11 protein-coding genes are annotated in these 20,689 nt (G+C 74.5%); 8 read left to right on the top strand and 3 right to left on the bottom strand.

The window, feature by feature from the left end:
• Positions 1-4: 4 nt before the first annotated feature.
• Positions 5-1,276, bottom strand: coding sequence for an SRPBCC family protein (locus ACFVHB_RS05905; protein ID WP_380315717.1), 1,272 nt, complete (start codon positions 1,274-1,276; stop codon positions 5-7).
• Between the two features lie 5 nt (positions 1,277-1,281).
• Positions 1,282-2,247: a hypothetical protein gene (locus ACFVHB_RS05900; RefSeq protein ID WP_380315714.1), complete on the bottom strand. Its 966-nt coding sequence runs from the start codon at positions 2,245-2,247 to the stop codon at positions 1,282-1,284.
• Between the two features lie 223 nt (positions 2,248-2,470).
• Between ACFVHB_RS05900 and ACFVHB_RS05895 the strand changes: the two genes are divergently transcribed.
• From ACFVHB_RS05895 to ACFVHB_RS05885, 3 genes are all read left to right on the top strand, one after another.
• Positions 2,471-3,565: a YihY/virulence factor BrkB family protein gene (locus tag ACFVHB_RS05895; protein ID WP_380315711.1), complete on the top strand. Its 1,095-nt coding sequence runs from the start codon at positions 2,471-2,473 to the stop codon at positions 3,563-3,565.
• Positions 3,566-3,572: 7 nt separating this feature from the next.
• Positions 3,573-4,592 (top strand): PHP domain-containing protein, encoded by a 1,020-nt coding sequence (locus ACFVHB_RS05890; RefSeq protein ID WP_380315708.1) that lies wholly within the window; start codon positions 3,573-3,575, stop codon positions 4,590-4,592.
• Positions 4,593-4,797: 205 nt separating this feature from the next.
• Positions 4,798-5,724 (top strand): SDR family NAD(P)-dependent oxidoreductase, encoded by a 927-nt coding sequence (locus ACFVHB_RS05885; RefSeq protein WP_380315705.1) that lies wholly within the window; start codon positions 4,798-4,800, stop codon positions 5,722-5,724.
• A 100-nt stretch (positions 5,725-5,824) separates the two neighbouring features.
• Here ACFVHB_RS05885 and ACFVHB_RS05880 read toward each other — a convergent pair whose 3' ends face one another.
• Complete coding sequence (locus ACFVHB_RS05880; protein ID WP_380315702.1) at positions 5,825-7,108, bottom strand: PP2C family protein-serine/threonine phosphatase; 1,284 nt, start codon at positions 7,106-7,108, stop codon at positions 5,825-5,827.
• Between the two features lie 1,353 nt (positions 7,109-8,461).
• Here ACFVHB_RS05880 and ACFVHB_RS05875 point away from each other — a divergent pair.
• From ACFVHB_RS05875 to ACFVHB_RS05855, 5 genes are all read left to right on the top strand, one after another.
• On the top strand, positions 8,462-9,739 hold the full coding sequence (locus tag ACFVHB_RS05875) for an ATP-grasp domain-containing protein (protein ID WP_380315699.1): 1,278 nt from the start codon (positions 8,462-8,464) through the stop codon (positions 9,737-9,739).
• Between the two features lie 298 nt (positions 9,740-10,037).
• Positions 10,038-16,391, top strand: coding sequence for an amino acid adenylation domain-containing protein (locus ACFVHB_RS05870; protein WP_380315696.1), 6,354 nt, complete (start codon positions 10,038-10,040; stop codon positions 16,389-16,391).
• Positions 16,388-17,263: an alpha/beta fold hydrolase gene (locus ACFVHB_RS05865; protein ID WP_380315693.1), complete on the top strand. Its 876-nt coding sequence runs from the start codon at positions 16,388-16,390 to the stop codon at positions 17,261-17,263. Before ACFVHB_RS05870 ends, ACFVHB_RS05865 begins: the two co-directional genes overlap by 4 nt.
• 4 nt (positions 17,264-17,267) lie before the next feature.
• The gene (locus tag ACFVHB_RS05860; RefSeq protein ID WP_380315690.1) at positions 17,268-18,503 is read left to right on the top strand and encodes an MFS transporter; all 1,236 of its coding nucleotides are present in this window, start codon (positions 17,268-17,270) and stop codon (positions 18,501-18,503) included.
• A 230-nt stretch (positions 18,504-18,733) separates the two neighbouring features.
• The gene (locus ACFVHB_RS05855) at positions 18,734-20,614 is read left to right on the top strand and encodes a non-ribosomal peptide synthetase (RefSeq protein ID WP_380315687.1); all 1,881 of its coding nucleotides are present in this window, start codon (positions 18,734-18,736) and stop codon (positions 20,612-20,614) included.
• The last annotated feature ends 75 nt before the right edge of the window (positions 20,615-20,689 follow it).

Raw genomic sequence — 20,689 nt, 5'->3', positions numbered from 1 at the left:
GGTCTCACCTGCTCCGTGCTAGCTCGCGCCGGGAGCCGCGCCGGGCGGGCTCCTCGTCGTTCTCGTTCTCGTACTCGTCGTCGTCGTACTCGTCGTCGTACTCGTCCTGGGGCTCCTCGTCGCTGTCCTCCTCCTCGCGGTCCTCCTCGTCGCTGTCCTCGTCGTCGCGGTCCTCGTCGTCCCGGTCCTCCTCGTCCCAGTCCGCCTCGTCCTCCTCCGCGGGGAGCTCCTCCCCGTCGGCGTACGCGTCCTCGCCGTAGTCCTCCTCGTCCGCTTCGCGGTCCTCCTCCTCCTCGCCCCCGTCGTCGTACTCCTCCTCGTCGTCCTCGTCCTGCGGCTGCTCCTCGTCGTCCTCGTCCTGCGGCTGCTCCTCGTCGTCCTCCGGCTGCTCCTCGTCGTACTCGTCCTCCGGCTCCTGCGACTCTTCGCCGCCCTCGCCCTGCTCCTCCTCCATGGCCTCCTCGTGGGAGCGCACGACCTCGCCGTCGCGGATCTCGCCGCGCCAGCCCTCCACCCCGTCCGGGTCGAGGATCGTCCGCGTCATCACGTGGCGGCGGAAGTGCTTGAGCTCCAGACGCACGCGCCGTCCCTGGGCCCGCCACAGGTTGCCGGTCCGCTCGAACAAGCCCTGCGGTCGGTACTCCAGCACCAGGAGGATCCGCGTGAGGTTGGGTGCGAGCTCGTGGAACGTCACCGTGCCGTCGGCCGAGCCCTTGTCGCCCTTGGAACGCCACACGATCAGCTCGTCCGGTACCTGTTCGACGATCGTCGACTCCCAGGTGCGGTGCGAGAGGAAGATCCCGGCCTTCCAGGTGAGCTTCTCCTCCGACGTCTGCTCGACCCGTTCGAGGCGCTTGGTGTACTTCGGGAAGTCCTGGAACTGGGTCCACTGGTTGTACGCGACCCGGACCGGGACACCGACGTCGATCCCCTCCACGATGTTGGTGACCTTGATCTTCTTTCCGCCGCCTCCGCCGCCCTTGCCGCCCCCGCCGAGCTTGCCGGCCACGGCCTGCTTCACTCCGGCGGCGCCCACCCCGAGCAGCGTCTTCGCCATCGACGGCTTGCCGTCGCCGCCCCCGTGGCCGCTGCCGCCGCTCTCCACGTAGTCGACGAGCCGGTCGGTGACGTCCCCGACCTTGTCGGTCGCCACCGCGACCGCCCGCTCCGCCAGCACCGACATCAACTCGCGGGACTGTTCCATCAACCGGTCGGTGGGCAGCGCCTCGAGCGCACCGCCCAGCCCGGCGTTCCGCTGATCAGACTGCCTGGCCATCTGGGTCACCCCTGCCTGCGCGCCGATGTCCGCGTGCCGGCGCTCTTACGGGCCGGTGTGCTGCCCGTCGCCTTCCGCGCGGACGACGAGGACGCCGTCTTCTTCGCGGCCGCCGTGCTCTTGCGCGGCGCCGCCGTCTTCTTCGCCGGGGCCTTGCCCGCGGTCTTCTTCGCGGCCGGCCGTGTCGCGGTGCGCGCCGTGCCGCCCGAGGCCGCCTTGCGCGCCGTACCGCCCGACGCCGCCTTGCGCGCCGTGCCACCGCCGGACGCCCGGCTCGACGCCGTCTTGGACGCGGTCCCGGCGTCGGTCTTGGACGCGGCCTTGGACGCAGTCCTCGACGCGGTCCCGGCCCCGGTCTTGGACGCGGCCTTGGACGCAGTCCTCGACGCGGTCTTCGCGGCGGTACCGGACGCGGACGACGCCGTCCGCTTGGTGGCGGCGGAGGCGCGCTTGGCAGCGCCGCCGGCACTCGACGTCCCACTACGGGACGGCCGGCGCGCCGCCGGCTTCTCCTGCTCCTCCTCCTGTTCGCCGTTCTCCTCCTCGTACTCCTCCTCCGTCTCCGGTTCTTCCTCCGCCTCCGGTTCGTCCGTTCCGCCCGTTCCGCCGCGGCCCTCGCGCAGGGCGTCCGTACGCTGCTGCAGGCGGTCGGTCAGCGCCTCCATCCGGTTGCTCGCCGCCGCGACGGCGGCCTTCTTGCCCGCTTCCTTCAACTCGCCCCGCACGCCGTCCGCCAGGTGGCGCAGCTGTGGTGACGATTCCATGAGCTCCCCGACGAGCACTCCGGGATTGGCACTCAGTTTCTTCCCCGCCGCCATACCTGCCAGGGCCAACGCCCACCGGGCCTTGTGCCAGCGCCCGAGGAGGTAGCCCGCAGCCACCGCAACGGCAAGCTTCGCATTCTTCATGACCATTTCCCCGCATAAAGGCGACGGATCGGTTTCACACGTCCGATCCGGTTCGACGACCACTCCGCCTACCCCGCCCGCCGCGAACGACACACCCTGGCGCCCGGGTCCGGGACCCCGGTCCGGGGACCGCCGGTGCGACCGCGATCCGGCCGTGGTCCTGCCGCGGTGCGGCCGTGGTCCCTGGTGCGGTGCGGCCGTATTCCGGCCGGTGGTCCACGGCGCGCTGGGTAGGCGCGCTGCGGACGAGTTCCGGCTCGCGGCCTTGACGACAAGGGAGACCGTCATGAACCCCGTCGAACGCGCCCTCCGCGCTCTCGACCGCGCCCAACAGCGCCGCACCGCGCCGGGGATGGTCGTCGGCGTGGTCAAGAAGTACGGGGACGACCGGGGCGGCCTGCTCGCGGCCCTGATCACCTACTACGGCTTCGTCGCCCTCATCCCGCTGCTGCTCCTGCTCAGTACCGTCCTCAGCTTCGTCCTGCACGGAAGTCCCGGGGCGCAGAAGGCCGTCGTCGACTCCGCGCTCGCGGACTTCCCCGTCATCGGCGACCAGCTCCGTGAGAACGTCCACACCGTGCAGGGCAGCGGCCTCGCCCTCGTCGTCGCCCTGGCCGGCCTGACGTACGGCGCGCTCGGCATCGCCCAGGTCCTCCAGCACGCCATGGCGGAGGTGTGGAACGTGCCCGGCGTCGTCCGCCCCGGCTACTTCCCGCGCCTGGCGCGCAGCCTGCTGCTGTTCGTCACCCTCGCCGTCGGCCTGCTGCTGGCGACCGCCGCCGCCACGCTCGTCGCCACCACGCTCGGCGGGGTGGCCGCCCGCATCGGCGGCCTCGTCCTGTCCGCCCTGGTCAACACCGCCCTGTGCCTGGCCTGCTTCCGCATCCTCACGCCCAAGGCCGTTCCCACCCGCGCGCTGGTGCCCGGATGCCTGATCGCCGGGCCCTTGTTCACCGTCCTGCAGGCCTTCGGTGCCCTCCTGGTCGCCCACCAACTGCGCCACGCCACCGCGATCTACGGCTTCTTCGCGACCGTGATCGGCCTGCTCTCCTGGCTCTACCTGGCCGCCCAGGTCACCGTGTACGCCGCCGAGACCAACGTCGTCCTGCGGCGGCGGCTGTGGCCGCGGAGCATCCTGCAGCCACCGCTCACCGCGGCGGACGAGGAGGTCCTGGAGTCCATCGCACAGCAGGAGGAACGGCGCCCGGAGGAGCGCGTCGACGTCGGTTTCGAGGACGACCAGGACGACCAGGACGAGGACGAGGACGACGAGGGCGAGGACGACCAGGACGAAGGCGAGGACGCGGGCGGGGCCGGGAAGGACGACGAGGACGAGGGCGCGCCTCCGGCGTCCGTCCGCCCACGCCGGACGGACGCGTGATCCGGCCATGGACCCGATCGAAGCCCTGCGGCGGATCGCCTTCCTCCTCGAGTGGTGCGGCGCCTCCCCGTACCGGGTGCGGGCCTTCCACACGGCGGCCGACGCGGCCCGGAGCCTGCCGCCCGGTCCGGTGGACGCCGCCCGGGCCCGGGAGCTGCGGGGCGTCGGCCCGGTCACCGCCGAGGTGATCGCCCAGGCGGCGGCCGGCGCCACGCCCTCCTACCTCGCCCGCCTGGAGGAGCGGGCCGGGCCGGCCGGGCGGGCCGGCTGGGAGCTGGCGGCCGCGGCGTGCGGCGACTGCCACCTGCACTCCGACTGGTCCGACGGCGGGCACCCGATCGAGGAGATGGCCGAGGCCGCCCGCGCGCTCGGGCACCGCTGGGCCGTGCTCACCGACCACTCTCCGCGGCTGACGATCGCCCACGGTCTGAGCGCCGAACGCCTGCGCCGCCAACTCGCCGTGGTCGCGGCCTGCAACGCCGGGGACGGGGCCTTCCGGCTGTTGACCGGGATCGAGTGCGACATCCTGGAGGACGGTTCGCTGGACCAGGAGCCGGACCTGCTCGGTCAGCTCGACGTCGTGGTGGTCTCCGTCCACTCGAAGCTGCGCGCGGAACCGGAACCGATGACCGCCCGGATGGTGGCTGCGGTGCGCAACCCGCTGGCCGACGTCCTCGGGCACTGCACGGGCCGGATCGTCACCGGGCGCGGCAGGCCGCAGTCCCGCTTCGACGCCGAGGCCGTGTTCACGGCCTGTGCCGAGTCGGGGACCGCGGTGGAGATCAACTGCCGCCCCGAGCGCCGCGACCCGCCCGACGACCTGCTGCGCCTCGCGGCCGACGCCGGCTGCCTGTTCGCCGTGGACACCGACGCCCACGCCCCGGAGCAGCTGCACTGGCACACCTCCGGGTACGCCCGCGCGGCGCGGCTCGGCCTCGGGCCGGACCGGCTGGTCACGACGTGGCCGCGCGAACGGCTGCTCGCCTGGACCGGCCGTTCCCGGCCCGGGGCCGCCGGACCCGGCTGATCACGCGCCCCGGCCGGGCGGGCGTCCCGGTCACCGGGGCGTTTGGCGGAGGCCGCACCGGACAGACGCCGGTTCGGAGGTCCTCGACCGGAGGAGGGAGCGCCCCATGCGCGAATCCATGCGCGCCCCGAGGCACGACACGAAGCGCGACACGAGGCGTGGCCCGAGGCGTGGCCCGAGCGTCCTGAGCGGACGGACGGCCCTGGTGACCGGCTCCTCCCGGGGCCTGGGCCTGCTGCTCGCGGGCGAACTCGCGAACCGCGGCTGCCGGGTGATGCTCTGCGGCCGCGACGAGCTCGCGCTGGAGCGGGCCCTGCGGCGCCTGGGCGGCCGCGCCGGCGAGGTGGCCGCCACGGCGTGCGACCTGACGGCCCCGCAGTCACCGAACCTCCTGCTCGACGCCGTGCGGGACCGCTTCGGAGCCGACGTCGACGTGTTGGTCAACAACGCCGGCCTGATCCAGGTGGGCCCGGTCTCGGCGATGCAGGAGCAGGACTTCCGGCGGGCGCACGAGCTGATGCTCATGGCGCCGCTGCGGCTGGTCCAGGCGGTGCTGCCCTCGATGCGGGCCCGCGGCGCGGGCTCGATCGTCATGATCGGCTCCATCGGCGGCCGGATCCCGGCGCCGCACCTGCTGCCGTACGTGACCGCCAAGTTCGCGCTCACCGGGTTCTCGGAGGGGCTCGGCGCGGAGCTGGCCCAGTACGGGATCCGGGTCACCACCGTGCTGCCGGGGCTGATGCGCACCGGCTCGCACACCGCCGCCGAGTTCGCCGGGCAGGCCGCCGACGAGTACGCCTGGTTCGCCACCGCCGCGTCGCTGCCGCTGGTGTCGATGGACGCCGGGCGGGCGGCGCGCCGGATCGTCCGGGCGGTCGAGGACGGCCGCCGCGAACTGGTGCTGACCCCGCTCGCCAAGGCGGCCGTGCTCGCCCACGGGGTCGCGCCGGCCACCACGGACCGGCTGCTCGGTCTGACGGCGCGGATGCTGCCGTCGGCCGGAGGAGCCCCGGAGCACGGCGTGTCCGGGGTCCGGGCGGCGGCCCGGCACCCCCGCGGCGGCCCGGTCGACCGGCTCACCGTCCTGGGTCGCCGCGCCGGCCGGGCCCACAACGAGCCGACGGCCTCCTGACAACGGACTGTGGTGCCACCGACCCCGGCGCCCGGCCGCGCTCCCGGTCAGCCGTCCCTCCGGATCAGCCGGCCCCTCCGATCAGCCGTCCCCTCCGGGGTCAGCCGTCAGGGTGCCATTCGGTGAGCAGGATGGTGGCGTCGTCGCGCAGCCGGTGCTCCTGGTGCGCGAGGATCCGCAGCATGAGGCGGCGCAGCGCCTCGGGCGCGGGCAGGCCGTCGGCCATGGCTCGGACGACGGTGTCGGCGAGGCGGTGTTCGCCGAAGAGTTCGCCGTCGACGCCGCGCGCCTCGGTGACGCCGTCGGAGTACAGGAGGATCCGGTCGCCGGGTTCCAGCTGGGCGGTGTGGAGCTCGGCCCGGTGCGCGTGGAAAGCCGCGGACACGCCGAGCGGGAGGTGGGGGCGGCGTTCGAGGGCGTGGTCGACGATGCGGCGGTCGCGGATCAACAGGGGGGCGGGATGCCCGCAGTTGATCCACGTCAGGCGGCCGGTGACGGTGTCGAGGTCGGCGATGACACAGGTGAGGAGGCGGTCGGGGATCCAGCGCGCCATGGCGGCTTCGATGGTGTCGGCGATGTCGGGGAGGGTGCCGCCGCCGCGCCGGGTGGAGCGGCAGGCGGCCAGGGCGACGGCGCTGCAGCCGCCGGCGGCCAGGTCGTGGCCCATCGCGTCGACCAGGGTGAGGTGGAGGCCGTTGCCGGCCAGGTTGTGGTCGAAGGCGTCACCACCGATGTCGTAGGCCGGTTCCAGGACCGCGCTGGAGGTCACCCGGTGGGTCCCGATGGTGCGGGGTGGCACGAACGCCCAGAGCAGTTCGGCCTGCAAGGTCATCCGACGGCTGCGCACCGTCTGGACGAGGACGTCGCTGAACAGGGTCTTCGTCGCGATCAGCAGTGCCACCGCGGACGCCAGCGTGCGGCAGTCGGCCAGGAGGCGGTCGTCCAGGGCCGGAGCGGCCACGCGGAGCACGCCGATCCGCCCGATGCCGTCCACCAGCGGCAGCCAGGCGACCGTGCCGGTGGGCGGCACCGGCGCGTCCTCGGCGTCCCCGTCCGGGCCGGGACCGGCACCGGCGCGGATCGGCCCGGAACCGACCTGAAGGGTTTCGGTCCGGTACGCGCGCCCGGCGAGCGAGCCGTCGATGTCCACCGTGTCCGAATCCGGCGGCGCGCCCGCCAGGGCCTGACTCGGCGCGTCCGGTCTGGGGAGGGCGACCAGCTTCTCCTGCTGGACGTCCGCGAGGTAGATCCAGGCGTGGCTGACGCCGATCCTTCGCCCGGCCTGCCAGACCAGGCCCGGAACGTCCCGCGGCCCGGCCCGGTGCGCGGCCTCCAGGAGTTCCGCCATCGCCGGGCCCAGCGGCCCGCCCTCACCGGTGTGCACCGTGATCCTTCCTATCCCCGGGACCTCTGTCCCGGGACCTGGCGGGTGCCCGGTGTCGGTCGGGCCCCGCCAGGAGGCCCCGCTCGCGGGCCCACTCTCACGCCTGCCCGCCCACGCCGGTCTAACGCATCGGCCGGGCATGCGCTCTCGGCCGCCCGGTCCGACCGGGGGTGGCCCGCGCTCGGCGGGCGGGTGGCTTCGGGCCGGCGGGTGCCGTCCGGCCGGTGGCTTCGGGCGGGCGGGTGCCGTCCGGCGGGTGGCTTCGGGCCGGCGGGTGGCCGTCCGGCGGGTGGCTTCGGGCCGGCGGGTGGCCGTCCGGCGGGTGGCTCGGCATCGGTCCAGGCCGCTCTCGCCGTGCCCGGACCGGTCCGAGCATGGATCGGCGGGCCGCCCGCCGCGTGGAGCGGCAGCAGTGCGAGCGCACCGGTGGGACACCACGACAGCCAGCCGGGCCCAGGGACCGTCAGCCGGCACCGGAGCGGTGAGGCGCGACGCCTCCAGCCGGTCGTCCGTGGTGCGCGAACCCCTGGAGGACGGCGACACCGCCGATTCGACGCCCTGCGGCGTCATGGTGGAGTCCGTCCTGCGGTAGCGACGAATTCCGCCTGCGGCGCACTCGGCTCCGGGCGCTCCGGCCCTCGAAACCGAAAGGGTATGGCCTTTTGCGGACATGGCCACAAAAGGCCATGTCCTGATTTCGCCGGGACCGGTCCCGCCGGAAGCCTGCGGAGCCTCCATGTCCTGAAGCGGCCACCGCTGCCTGCGTCGTGCGTGGACGTCCGGACCCGGCGGGAGGGCGACGGGTACGTCAGCGGCTCAATTCCGGGCCACGCGGCGGCTCATGGCGGTGAAGGCGTTCGCTATCGGCGCCGGCACCCCGTACTCGCTTACCGGTTAATCGTGGGAGAACTGTGGCTGGAGAGGTCGTCAGGGACTTGACGGGCCGAAGGTTCACCGGAATGCTGACGGAGGCACCGAGCAGCCGAGGTGCCGAGGGACGGCTCTGCGGGACACCACACCGGCAGAGCGCTCCGACGATCCGGTCGAGCACGCAGCGGACCGGCGTCGGGCCAATTGGGGGAGGCGGAATGAACGGGCGGGTGTGCGGCGCGCCGCGCGGCGGACCTGCCCGTTGTTCCGGCCGCCCCCCGGCGCCGGGCAGGCGCCGGGGCTGGTAGGTCAAACAGCTTGTGACGTCGGCCGTTTGCGCCGGGAGCCGTGGGGACGGCGACCGGTGCGGGCGGTCGGCGCACGGCTGCGCCCGACGCGCCGGGGCGAAACGGCGCGATCGTCTTGCGGCGCTGTGAATCGGCGCCGCGGTGAATTGTTCATAACCAGTGGGGGATTGTTTCAATGGCGAAACCGCGCGTTCTGGTTATTGGCGACAGCATTCGACTCGTCAGCAAGGCCGGCCCGGCCGGCGTCGACGTCGTCTACGCACAGAAGCCTTCGCAATTCGATCCGGCGGTCATTCCGCACTGCTCGCAATTGCTGCTGGTCGACTACCAACAGGTGCCGACCGTGGTCGCCCTGGCCCGGGCCCTGCACGAGGTGCGGCCGTTCGCCCGGGTCGTGACGCAGTCCGAGGCGGCGCAGCTGGTCGGCGGCCATCTGGTCGACCTGCTGGGACTCCAGGGCAACGGCGCCCGGACGACGCGGCTGCTGCACGACAAGTCCGCGATGCGCGCGCTGCTGAACGAGCGGGGGATCGCGGCGGTGCCTTTCGCGGTGAATCCCACCCGCGAGCAGCTGGCGGAATTCGTCGCCGCGCACGGTGCCGCGATCGTCAAGCCGACCAAGGGGTCGGGCAGCCTGGGCGTCCGTCCGGTGCGCTCCGCCGAGGAGGTCGACGAGGTCTGGGCCTGGTGCGAGGAGTTCGGCATCGGCGACTTCCTGGTCGAAAAGCTCTTGGTGGGGCCCGAGTTGAGCGTCGAGGCGTTCTCGGAGGCGGGCCGGCACACGGTGGTGGCGGTGACCGCGAAGGACACCGACTCCGGTGTGGTGGAGCTCGGCCACGTGGTGCCGGCGCCGTTCCCCGCCGAACAGCTCGACGCGATCCGCGATCTGACGATCGATCTGCTCGACGCCGTCGGTCTGCAGGACGGGCCCTCGCACACCGAGATGATCCTCACGGCCGAGGGGCCGCGGATCGTCGAGTCGCACTGCCGGCGTGGCGGCGACTTCATCAACGACCTGGTGCGCATGGTCCACGGTGTGGACCTGGAGGAGGCCACCTACCGGCTCGCCGGGACCGGGGCGCCGCTGGCGGACCTGCACCCGGCACGCGGCGCGGCGGCGGTCCGCTTCCTCACCGCCGAGCCCGGAACGGTCGTCTCGGTGGAGGGGCTGGCGCGGGCGCAGCGCATGGAGGGCGTGGTCCGGGCCGTCGTGAGTGTGGAACCCGGGTCCGTCGTCGGCGAGTTGCGCTGGTCGGAGGACCGCTGCGGCCATGTGATCGTGCACGCCGAGGACGCCGAGACGGCGGTGCGGCTGGCCCGGAAGGCGGCCGACTGCATCGTGGTCACCACGGAGCCGGATCCGGCGGCCACCGCCCGACCGGCCACCCTGGACGGTCTGCTGGGTGCCTTCGACGAGGTCCTGGACCCGTTCGAGGCGCGGCCGGCCGAGTAGGCCGCCGGGCAGCCCCGAACCGCCGTACGGGCCCGGGCGGCCGCAGCCGCCGCCGCCCGGTGCACCGGCACGCCCTCACGCCCCCGGCCCCGACGCCCGCCGGTCCGCCCCACCCCGCTCGTTCCGGCCCGGCCCCGCCCCGACGGGCCGCACCGCACCACCCGGCCCGGCCCCGACGCCCGGTGGCCGTGCCGATCCCGGCGCCGCCACCCTCCGGCCCCGTGCCCCGGCCTCACCCCGGGTCTCCCACGTCTCCGGCAAACACGCCAGCCCGTTCGCAACAGATGGAATCATGATCATGAGCCCTGATCCGCACGACGACGGTTTCCTCTCCTACACCCAGGAAAGCCTCTGGCTGTTCCAGCACCTCGCCCGTCCGGACGAGCCCGCGTACAACGAGTCGCTGGCCTTCGAGCTGACCGGCGCGGTCGATCCGGCCGCCGTGCGCACCGCCGTGCGGGCGGCCGTCGAACGCCACGAGGCGCTGCGGACCAGATACCTCACCGGCCCGGACGGCCGGCCGCGCGCCGAGGTCCTCGCGCCGGCCCCGGACGCTCCGGACGCCCTGCACTTCGCCGATCTGCGCGCACTCGCGCCCGCCGACGCCGAGGCCGACGCCGAGCGGCTCCTCGCCGACCACCACCACCGGCCGTTCGACCTCGGCGCCGCCCCGCTGCTGCGCGCCCTCCTGGTGGCCCTGCCCGACGACCGGTGGCTGCTCGCCCTGACGGCCCATCACATCGCCGTCGACGACTGGAGCCTGCGGCTGCTGCTGACCGAGATCGGCGAGGACGTCCGGGCGATCGCCGGGACCGGCGCCCCGGCCGTGCGCACCGCGCCGGCCACCACCTTCCGTGACTACGTGCGCCGGAGCCGGGCCGCGTTCGAGCGGGGCGAGTACGCCGAGCAGATCGAGGCCTGGCGGCAGTCCCTGGCGCACAGCCCGGACCTGCTCGGCATGCCGCTGGACCGGCCGCGGCCGGCCCGCCAGACCTTCCGGGGCAGCAGCCGCACGCTCACCGTCCCGCGCTCCGACGTGGAGCCGCTGCTGGAGGCGGGCCGGCGCGAGTGCCGGGCGACGGCGTTCCCGGTCTTCCTGGCCGCCTACGCCGTCCTGCTCAACCGGTACACCGGACAGGACGGGTTCGCGATCGGCACCACCGTGCTGAACCGGCCGTCCGCCGAGGACCTGGACGTGGTCGGCTGCTACGTCAACACCCTGCCGCTCCACCTGCCGGTCGACCGCGACGCCACCACCTTCCGCGACCTGCTCGGCGCGGCCCAGGAGGCCACCGACCGGCTGCTCGACGACGGCGACGCCCCGTACCCGAAGGTGCTGGAGGCGCTCGGCGCCGAGCGGGCCGTCAACCACAACCCGGTCTTCCAGACCATGCTGACCCTCCTCGGCCCCCAGCCGGACCTCGACCTCGGCCCCGCGGTGTCCGCCCGGTACCGCCCGGTGCGCCGGACCGCCGCCAAGTTCGACCTCATGCTCTACGTCGGGCAGACCGGGGACGACTACGAGTTCGAGATCGAGTTCAACACGGACCTGTTCGACCCGGAGACCGCCGAGCGGCTGCTCGGCAACTACGCGCGCCTCCTCAAGGCGCTCGCCACCGCCCTCGACGCCCCGGTCGGCAAGCCGTCGATGCTCGGCGAGGACGAGGAGCGGCTGATCCTCGACGTCTGGAACGACACCGCCACCGAGTACCCGCCCGGCACGGTCGTCGACCTGATCGAGGAACGGGTCCGCCGCAACCCGGACGCCGTCGCCGTGGAGTACGGCGGACAGCTGCTCACCTACGACCTGCTGAACCGCCGGGCCAACCAGGTCGCCCGGACCCTGCGCGCCCGGCTCGACGGCGCGGGGACCGGGACCGGCCCGTTCATCGGCGTCTACATGGAGCGCTCCGTCGAGATGGTGGTCGCGCTGCTGGCGATCGTCAAGGCGGGCTACGCCTACGTGCCGATCGACCCGGACTACCCGCGCGCCCGGATCGAGTTCATGATCCAGGACGCCGCGCTCCCGCTGATCCTCACCCAGGAGCGGCACCGCGCCGCACTCGACGACGCCGGCACCACGGTCCTGGTGCTGCCGGACCCCGCCACCGACCGGGCCGACGACACCGACCCCGTGCGCGAGCTGCGCCCGGACTCGCCGGTCTACATGATCTACACCTCGGGCTCCACCGGGCAGCCCAAGGGCGTGATCAACCGGCACGACTCGCTGGCCAACCGGCTCCTCTGGATGCAGGACGCGTTCGGCCTCACCGGCGACGACAAGGTCCTGCAGAAGACCCCGTACAGCTTCGACGTGTCCGTCTGGGAGTTCTTCTGGCCGCTGATGTTCGGTGCGGCGATCGTCGTCGCCGAGCCCGGCGGGCACCGGGACCCCGAGTACCTGAAGCGCACCATCCGCGACCACCGCGTCACCACGGTGCACTTCGTCCCGTCGATGCTGAACGTCTTCCTGGAGGCGGAGCAGCTGGCCGAGCACTGCGGCTCGCTGCGCCGGGTGGTCTGCAGCGGGGAGGCGCTGCCGCGCCGCACCCTGGAGGTGTTCGCCGAGGCGCTCGACTGCGAACTGCACAACCTCTACGGGCCGACCGAGGCCGCGATCGACGTGTCGCACTGGCCCTGCACCCTGGACTACCCCGGCCAGGTGGTGCCGATCGGCAAGCCGATCGCGAACGTCCGGCTGTACGTCATGGACCGCGATCTGACCCTGCAACCCGTCGGCGTGCCGGGCGAGTTGTGCATCGGCGGGGTGGCCGTCGCGGCCGGCTACCACCGGCGCGACGAGCTGTCCGCGAAGGTGTTCGTCACCGACCCGTACGGCACCGGGCCGGACGCCCGGCTCTACCGCACCGGCGACCTCGCGCGCTTCCTGCCCGACGGGCAGATCCAGTACCTCGGGCGCATCGACAACCAGGTCAAGCTGCGCGGGCTGCGCGTCGAACCGGACGAGGTCGCGGCGGTGCTGCGCGGCCTGCCGGGGGTCAAGGACGCCGCCGTGATCGTGCACACCACCGGCGCCGCCCAGGCGCTCGCGGCGTACGTCGTCCCGGCCGCGACCGGTGCCGGCCCCGAGGGCGCGGGCGCGGACGGGTCCGTCACGCCGCCCCTCGACCAGGAGGGCCTGCGGTCCGCCCTGCGCGGCCGGCTGCCCGAGTTCCTCGTCCCGCAGTACCTGGTCGCCGTCCCCGACCTGCCCACCACCCCGAACGGCAAGCTGGACCGGCGCGCCCTGCCCGACCCGGTCGCCGCCGGCGCGGCGGACCGCGTCGCCGCGCGGCTCAGCGGCGTCCGCCAGCACGAGGTGGCCCGGGTCTGGCGCGAGGTCCTCGGCGTGCCGGCGGTCGGCGCCGACGACCGGTTCTTCGCCCTCGGCGGCGACTCCATCCTCGCCCTGCGGGTCGCCGCCCGGCTGCGCGAGGCCGGCTGGGCCGTCGACCTGCGTGACGTGATCGCCCACCCCACCGTCGCCGAACTCGCCACCGCGCTGACCGAACGCGACCCGGCCGCCCCGGAGGAGGCCCCGGTGGAGCCGTTCGCGCTGCTCTCCCCCGCCGACCGGGACGTGCTGCCCGCCGACGCCGAGGACGCGTGGCCGCTCACCAGGCTCCAGTCCGGCATGATCTACCACTCGCTGCTCGACGAGGACTCGCCGGTCTACCACGACATCTTCGACTACGAGTTCGCCGGCGCGGCCCGGCCCGAGCTGCTCCGCCGGGCGGTCGCGGCGACGGTCGCCCGCCACCCCCAGCTCCGCTCCCGCTTCGACCTGGACGAGTACGGCGAGCCGCTGCAGATCGTGTCGACGCGGGCCGACGTCGAGGTGGAGGTCACGGACCTCACCGGCCTCGACCCCGCGGAGCAGGACCGGGCCGTCGCCGAGTGGGTCGAGCGGGAGAAGCTCCGCCCCTTCGACCTGTCCCGTCCGCCGCTGCGCTTCCGCGTCCACCTGCGGGGGCCGGAGCGGCTGAACCTCGGCGTCTCGTTCCACCACCTGATCCTCGACGGCTGGAGCGTGGCCCTCGTGGTCGCCGAGATCCGCCGCCGGTACGCGGCCCTGCTCGCCGGCCGGCCGGAACCCGCCGAGGCTCCGGCCGTCCGCGAGCCCGGCTACGGGACGTACGTGGCGCTGGAGCGGGCGAGCCTGGCGAGCGAGGCGGACCGGGAGGCCTGGCAGCGGCTGCTCGCCGGGTTCCCCGCCACCCGGCCGGCCGGCCCGCAGCCGGACGGGTCGGTCGAGACGGCGACCGTCGAGCGGACCGTCCCGGCCGACCTCGCGGACCGGGTACGGAGGTTCGCCGCCGAGTTCGGTGTGCCGGCGAAGTCGGTCCACCTGGCGGCGCACTGCGCGGCCCTGGCCGACCTCACCGGAGGCGCCCGCCTGATCACGGGCCTGGTCGGCCACGGGCGCCCCGAACTCCCGGGCGGCACCGAGATGGTGGGCCTGTTCCTGAACACCCTGCCGTTCCCCGTCGAGGTGCCGGAGACGCCGGGTCCGGAGCTGGTCGGCGCGGTCTTCGCGACCGAGCGGGCGATCGTCCCGCACCGACGCCTCCCGCTCGCGGAGATCGAACGCCTCCTCGGCGGGCCGCAGTTCGACGTGGTGTTCAACTACACCGACTTCCACGCCTACGCCGAGGCGGACGAGGGCTCCCCGGCCGACGGCGGCGTCCGGATCGACGGCGCGCGGTACTTCGAGCTGACCAGCTTCCCGATGACCGTGCACGTCCACCAGGACCAGTTCGACGGCGTGCTGCGGCTGGACGTCTGCCACGACCCCGGCCGGATCAAGACCAGCGTCGTCGAGGGCTTCGTGGACGGCTACCTGGCCGCCCTGGAGTCGCTCACGGCGGGCGTGGCGCGGCCCGAGCCGGCGCCGGTGGCTTCGGGCGCCGCGCCGCAGGAGCGCACCGCGCGGTCGGAGACGGCGGTCGCCGAGATCATCGCCACCGCCCTCGGCGCCGGCACCCTGGCCGTGGACGCCAACTACCTGGACGCCGGGGTCGACTCCATCACCTCGATCCGCGTCCTCGCCAAGCTCCGCAAGCTGTTCCCGGCGGCCGTCCTGCGGGACGTGATCGAGTCGCGGACCGCCCGCGCCCTGGCCCTGCGCCTGGAGAGCCACCCGGACGCGGCCACCGCGCGGGCCGACGGCGGCGAGGAGGCCGGCGCACAGCCGGCCGCGGCCGCCCCGGCGCCGGCGGCCCTGCCGGACGGCGTCGAGGACGCCTACCCCGCCACCGCCATGCAGCTGCGGATGATCGAGGCCACCCGCCGCGACCCGGCCCAGTCCGCGTACCACGACGTCTTCGCCTACACCGTCGAGCTCCCGCTGGACGAGGCGGCGCTGCGCACGGCGCTGCGGGCCATGACCGACTCCTGCCCGACCCTGCGGACGGCCTTCCTCCTGGACGCCGACCCGCTGCCGCTCCAGCACGTCCACGCCGCCGTGGAACCCGACCTCACCGTCGTCGACGCCACCGGACGCCCGGACGCCGCCGACGAGTGGTTCGAGCGCGAGCGCGGTTCGGGCTTCGCCTGGGACCGCCCCGGGCTGATCCGCTTCGCCGCGCACCGGACCGGACCGGAGGCCTTCGTCCTCTCGCTCGGCTTCCACCACGCCGTCGTCGACGGCTGGAGCCTCTCCCTGCTCATCCGCGACCTGCTCACCTCGTACGCGGCCGCCGTCACCGGCACCGCCCCGCAGCCGGGCGCCGAGGGCGAGCCGGCCCCGTCCGGGTCCAACCCGCCCGTGCCCGCCTACCGCGACTTCGTCCGGGCCGAGCTCGCGGCCCGCGACGCGCAGCAGTCCCGCGCCTTCTGGCGCGACGTCCTGCGGGACCACGCGGGGACGGTGCTGCCCGGCTTCCGGCCCGACGGCACCGGCCGGCGCTGGACGGAGTGGACCGTCACCGTGCCGGAGGCCCGGGAGGAACGGCTGCGCGAGATCGCCCGGCAGGTCGGCTACCCGTTGAAGCACCTGATGCTCGCCGCCCACCTGCGCGCGCTGGCCCTGGTCACCGGCGAGGCGGACCTCGTCACCGGTGTCTTCACCCACGGCCGTCCGGAGGCGGAAGGCGCCGAGCGGATGACCGGCATGTTCCTCAACTTCCAGCCGCACCGGGCCCTGCTGGCCGGACGGACCTGGCCGGAGCTGATCGAGGAGGTGTTCCGGGCGGAGGCCCGCGCCCTGCCGCACCGCCGCTACCCGACCTCCGCCATCGCCCACGACGCCGGGCGCGAGGAGCTCTTCCCGGCGCTCTTCAACTACACCGAGTTCCCGGCCTACGCCGAGGCGGCCGACGGCGGCGCACTCATCACCGACGTCCGCTGGTTCGAGCACACCGACGCGCCGTTCCTGGTCAACGTCGGCCGGGACATCAGCCAGGCCCGGCTCGAACTGACCGTCAACGCCGACGGCCGCCTGCTCGCGCAGCCGGTCACCGAGGCCCTCGCCCGGCTCCACACGGCCGTGCTGGGCCAGATCGCCGCCGACCCCGAGGGCGCCGTCCTCGGCACCACCGACGAGCTGCGCGCCGTCGAGGCCGAACTCCGGGCGTACGCGACCACCGGCCTGCCCGCCCTCACCGAACCGCTTTCGACCGACACCCCCGGAAAGGACACCCCGAAGCGATGACCACCACCCACGACCCCGCCACCGAGCAGGTGCTCAGCTTCGAGCAGCCCGACGGCTACCGCACCCACTACCGTGTGTGGGGCCCCGACCGGGCCGCGGACCTCGTCGTCATGCTGCACGGCGGCATGAGCCACTCCGCCTGGCAGGCGCCGCTGGGCACCCGCCTCGGCCGGCTGCCCGACACCGCGTTCGCCGCCGTCGACCTGCGCGGCTCCGGCCTCAACGCCGGCCGCGGCCACATCCCCTCCGGTCAGCTCGCGGTCGAGGACATCGCCAACCTGCTGCGCCACCTGAAGGGCTCCTACGACCGGGTCCACCTGGCCGGCTGGTGCTTCGGCGCCCAGGTCGCCACGGTCGTCGCGGCCGGCCTCGCCGGCCAGGACGTGATCAGCAGCGTGGTCATGACCTCGCCCGGCTTCTTCTTCACCGACCGGTACGGCGACGTGCTCGACCGCTCCATCGACGCCGCCCTGACCGTCGTCGAGGAGCTCGGCCTGACCCCCGAGCCGACCCGCGCCTTCATCCAGATCCCGCTGCGGACCCCCGACTTCACCGACCGCGAGGAGTGGCGGGAGTTCATCGACGCCGACGAGCTGCGGCTGCTGCGGGTGACCGTGGGCACGATCGACGCCTGGGAGGACATCGCCGTCCGCTCGGAGAAGGACTACGCCGCCATCGGCCCCGTCCCCGTCCTGGCGGTGTTCGGCACCCGCGACAAGCTGGTCGACAACGCCCGGGTCCACGCGTTCCTGACCGCCCACGAGGACCTGCGGGTCCACGAACTGGACACCGGCCACGCCCTCCAGTTCGAGGAGCCGGACGCCCTGGCCGGGCTGATCGGCGACTTCATCGGTCACCCGGTGGCGGGCTGATCCGATGACGGCAGGACGTGAACCCGAGGACGGCGCACCCGAGGACGGCAACCGCTACCGTCAGGCCCTGTCCACCCCCGGCGCGCTCGGCTTCGTGCTCCCCGGGCTGCTCGCGCGGTTCCCGATCGGCATGACGGGCCTGAGCATCCTGCTCCTCGTCAAGTCGGTCCGGAACGACTACGGCACCGCCGGGGCGGTGTCCGCCACCTCCGCCCTCGGGTACGCGGTGGCCGCGCCCCAGCTGGCGCGGGTGGCGGACCGGATCGGCCAGCGCCCGATCCTGCTGCTCTGCGCCGCGCTGTGCGCGCTCGACGGCACGGCGTTCGTGCTCAGCGTGCAGCACGGGGCGCCGCTGTGGGTGCTGTTCCCCACCGCGGCGCTCCTCGGAGCCGCCACGCCCGCGATCGGCTCCATGGTCCGGGCACGGTGGAGCGGGCTGCTCTCGGGCTCACCGGTCCTGGCCACCGCCTTCGCGCTCGAATCGGTCGTCGATGACGTGATCTTCATCCTCGGACCGGTCATCGCCACCGCCCTGGCCGCCGGGTCCCACCCGGCGGCCGGGATCATCTGCTCGCTGGTGCTGGTGTGCGGCGGCAGTGCCGTCCTGGCACTCCGCCGTGACACCGAACCCCCGCTCGCCACCGGCCCCCGGCCGACCGGCAGCGCGCTCCTGCTCGGACCGGTGCTCGTCATCGGTGCGGTCAACGTCTGCCTGGGCGCCATGTGGGGCTCGGTCGACGTCGCGACCGTCGACTTCACCGCCGACCTCGGCCACCCGGGCCTGGCCGGCGTGCTGCTGGCGGGCTACGGGATCGGCAGCACGGTCGCCGGCCTGGCCTACGGGGCCCGCGAGTGGAACCTGCCCACCACCCGCATCCTGCAGGGGGCGACGGCTCTGATGGCGCTCGGCATCGCGCCGATGCTCCTGGTCGACGGCCTGGTCGGCGGCGCCCTCGTGCTCTTCCTCGCCGGCGCGGCCTCGGCGCCCGCCATGGTCGCGGGCATGCTGCTCGTCCTGGACGGCGTCCCGGCCTCGCGCCGCACCGAGGCCATGGCCTGGCAGTCCACGGCGATCTGGCTCGGCGTGGCCTCCGGCTCCTCGGCCGGCGCCCGGCTGGCCGACACCGTGGGGCCGCACGCCGCCTACGGCTGCGCCCTGGCCTTCGGCGGCGTCGCCTTCGTCGTGGCCGCGGCCGGGCGGCGCCGGGTCGCCCTCGGGCCGGCCGTGGAGGCGGTCTGACGCTCCGGCGTCCCGGTGTCCCGGCGCCCTGGTGCCGGGACACCGGGACGTTCCGATGTCCTGACGTTCTGATGTTCGGATTTTCCGCCGTCCTGACATTCCGACCTTCTGACGTTCTGACCTCCTGACATTCCGACGGTCGGCGCCCACCGCTTCCAGGCTCCGACCACGCGTCGGCCCGCGGCCGTCGCCCACCACCCCGTCCGCTCCTTCCCACCAGAGATGGACCGATGACCGACACGACCTCCCCACTCCCCCGGACCGGTTCCCCGCTCACCGGGACCGCCCACACCTGGGTGCCGGACCTCATCGACGCCCGGGCCGACGCCGACGGCCCGGCGGTCGCCCTGCGCACCGCCGACGGCGAACTCGGCTACGCCGAACTCCGGGACCGCGCCGACCGCACGGCCCGCGACCTCACCGACCTCGGCGTCGGCACCGGCGACCTCGTCGGCATCCGCCTGCCCGCCGGGCCCGCCCTGGTCGTCGCGATGCTCGCCGTCTGGCGGGCCGGCGCGGCCTTCCTGCCGATGGACGCCGCCGCCCCGGACGAGTACTGCGCCCGCCTCCTGCGCGACTCCGGCGCAGCCGCCGTCTTCGACCGCGGCGAGCGGCCGGCCGCCCTGCCCACCGCCCGGCGCGGCGCCGCCCTCGACCCGGCGCCGGCCCCCGGCGACCGGCCCGCCTACGTGATCTACACCTCCGGCTCGACCGGCGCGCCCAAGGGCGTCGTGGTCGGGCACCGGGCGCTGGCCGGCCACGTCGCCGCCGCCGTCGACCTGTTCGCGCTGGACCGGCAGGACGTCGTCCTCCAGTTCGCCAGCGCGGGCTTCGACGTCGCCCAGGAGGAGATCTGGCCGACCCTCGCCGCCGGCGGCACCCTCGCCTTCCGCAGCGCCGGCGCCCCCGACGCGGCCGCCCTGGCGGCCCAGGCCCGCGCGCTCGGCGTGACCGTCCTCCAACTGCCCACCGCCTACTGGCGCCTGCTCTGCACCGAGACCGCGGGCGGCCCGGACGGCCCGCGTGGAACCGGCGCCGCCTCCGGGGACGCGGCCGGCCCGGACTTCACGGGCGTCCGCACGGTGGTCATCGGCGGCGAGAGCGCCACCGCCAACGACGTCGACGTCCACCGGCGTGGACCGCTCGGCCACACCACCCTGGTCAACGGCTACGGCCCGACGGAAACCGTCATCACCGCCACGGCCCTCGTCCTGCGGCCCGGGCAACCCGTCCCCGGGAGCACCGGACTGCCGATCGGCGGCCCGCTGGGCGAACGGCTGCTGTACCTCCTCGACGAGGAACAGCGCCCCGTCCCGGACGGCGTGCCCGGCGAGCTGTGGATCGGCGGCCCGCTGCTCGCCGCCGGCTACCTCCACGACCCCGGCCGCACCGCCGAGCGCTTCCGCCCGGACCCGTTCGCCGCCCCCGCCGGGACGGGCTCCGGCCCCGACGCCCGGATGTACCGCACCGGGGACCAGGTCGTCCGCCGCGCGGACGGCGAACTCGAGTTCCTCGGCCGCCTCGACAACCAGGTCAAGGTGCGCGGCCACCGGATCGAGCTCGACGAGGTCGACCGCCACCTGCTGGACACCCCCGGCGTCACCGCGGCCGCCGCCGTCACCCTCGACGACGGCGCCGGCGGCCTGACCCTCGGGGCCGGCATCTCGCGCACCCCCGACGGCCCGACGGCCGAGGAGCTCCGCGACCGGCTGCGCCCGCGCCTGCCCGCGTACATGGTCCCCGGCCCGATCTTCGTCTTCGACCGGCTGCCGCTGACCCCCTCCGGCAAGATCGACCGCCGGGCCGTCGCCGCCCTGGCCGCCGCCGAACACACCCCGGCGCCGGCCGACCACCCGGCGCCGGAGGGCCAGGCCGGCGCGGACGCACCGGTGGTGGACCAACTCCTCGGCCTCCTCCGGGAGCTGCTCCGCGATCCCGCCTTCGGAGTGGACGACGACTTCCTCGCCCACGGCGGGGACTCGCTGATGGCCCTGCGGGTCAGCGGCACCCTGCGCGAACGCGGCTGGCGCCTGCGCCCCTCCGACCTGCTGACCGGAGGCACCGCCCGCGTCGCGGCCGAACGCGCGCGGGCCCTGACGGTCACGGCGTAACGGCCCGGACGGCGGTGCACGCCCGGGCGGCCCGGACGGCCAGGCCGCCCGGGCCGCTTCGCGTGGCCGGCGGCG

The organism is Kitasatospora sp. NPDC127111 (assembly GCF_042677465.1).
Taxonomy (GTDB): Bacteria; Actinomycetota; Actinomycetes; order Streptomycetales; family Streptomycetaceae; genus Kitasatospora.
The sequence above is the reverse complement of the archived record's forward strand: the minus strand, read 5'-3'. Positions and strand labels throughout refer to the sequence as shown.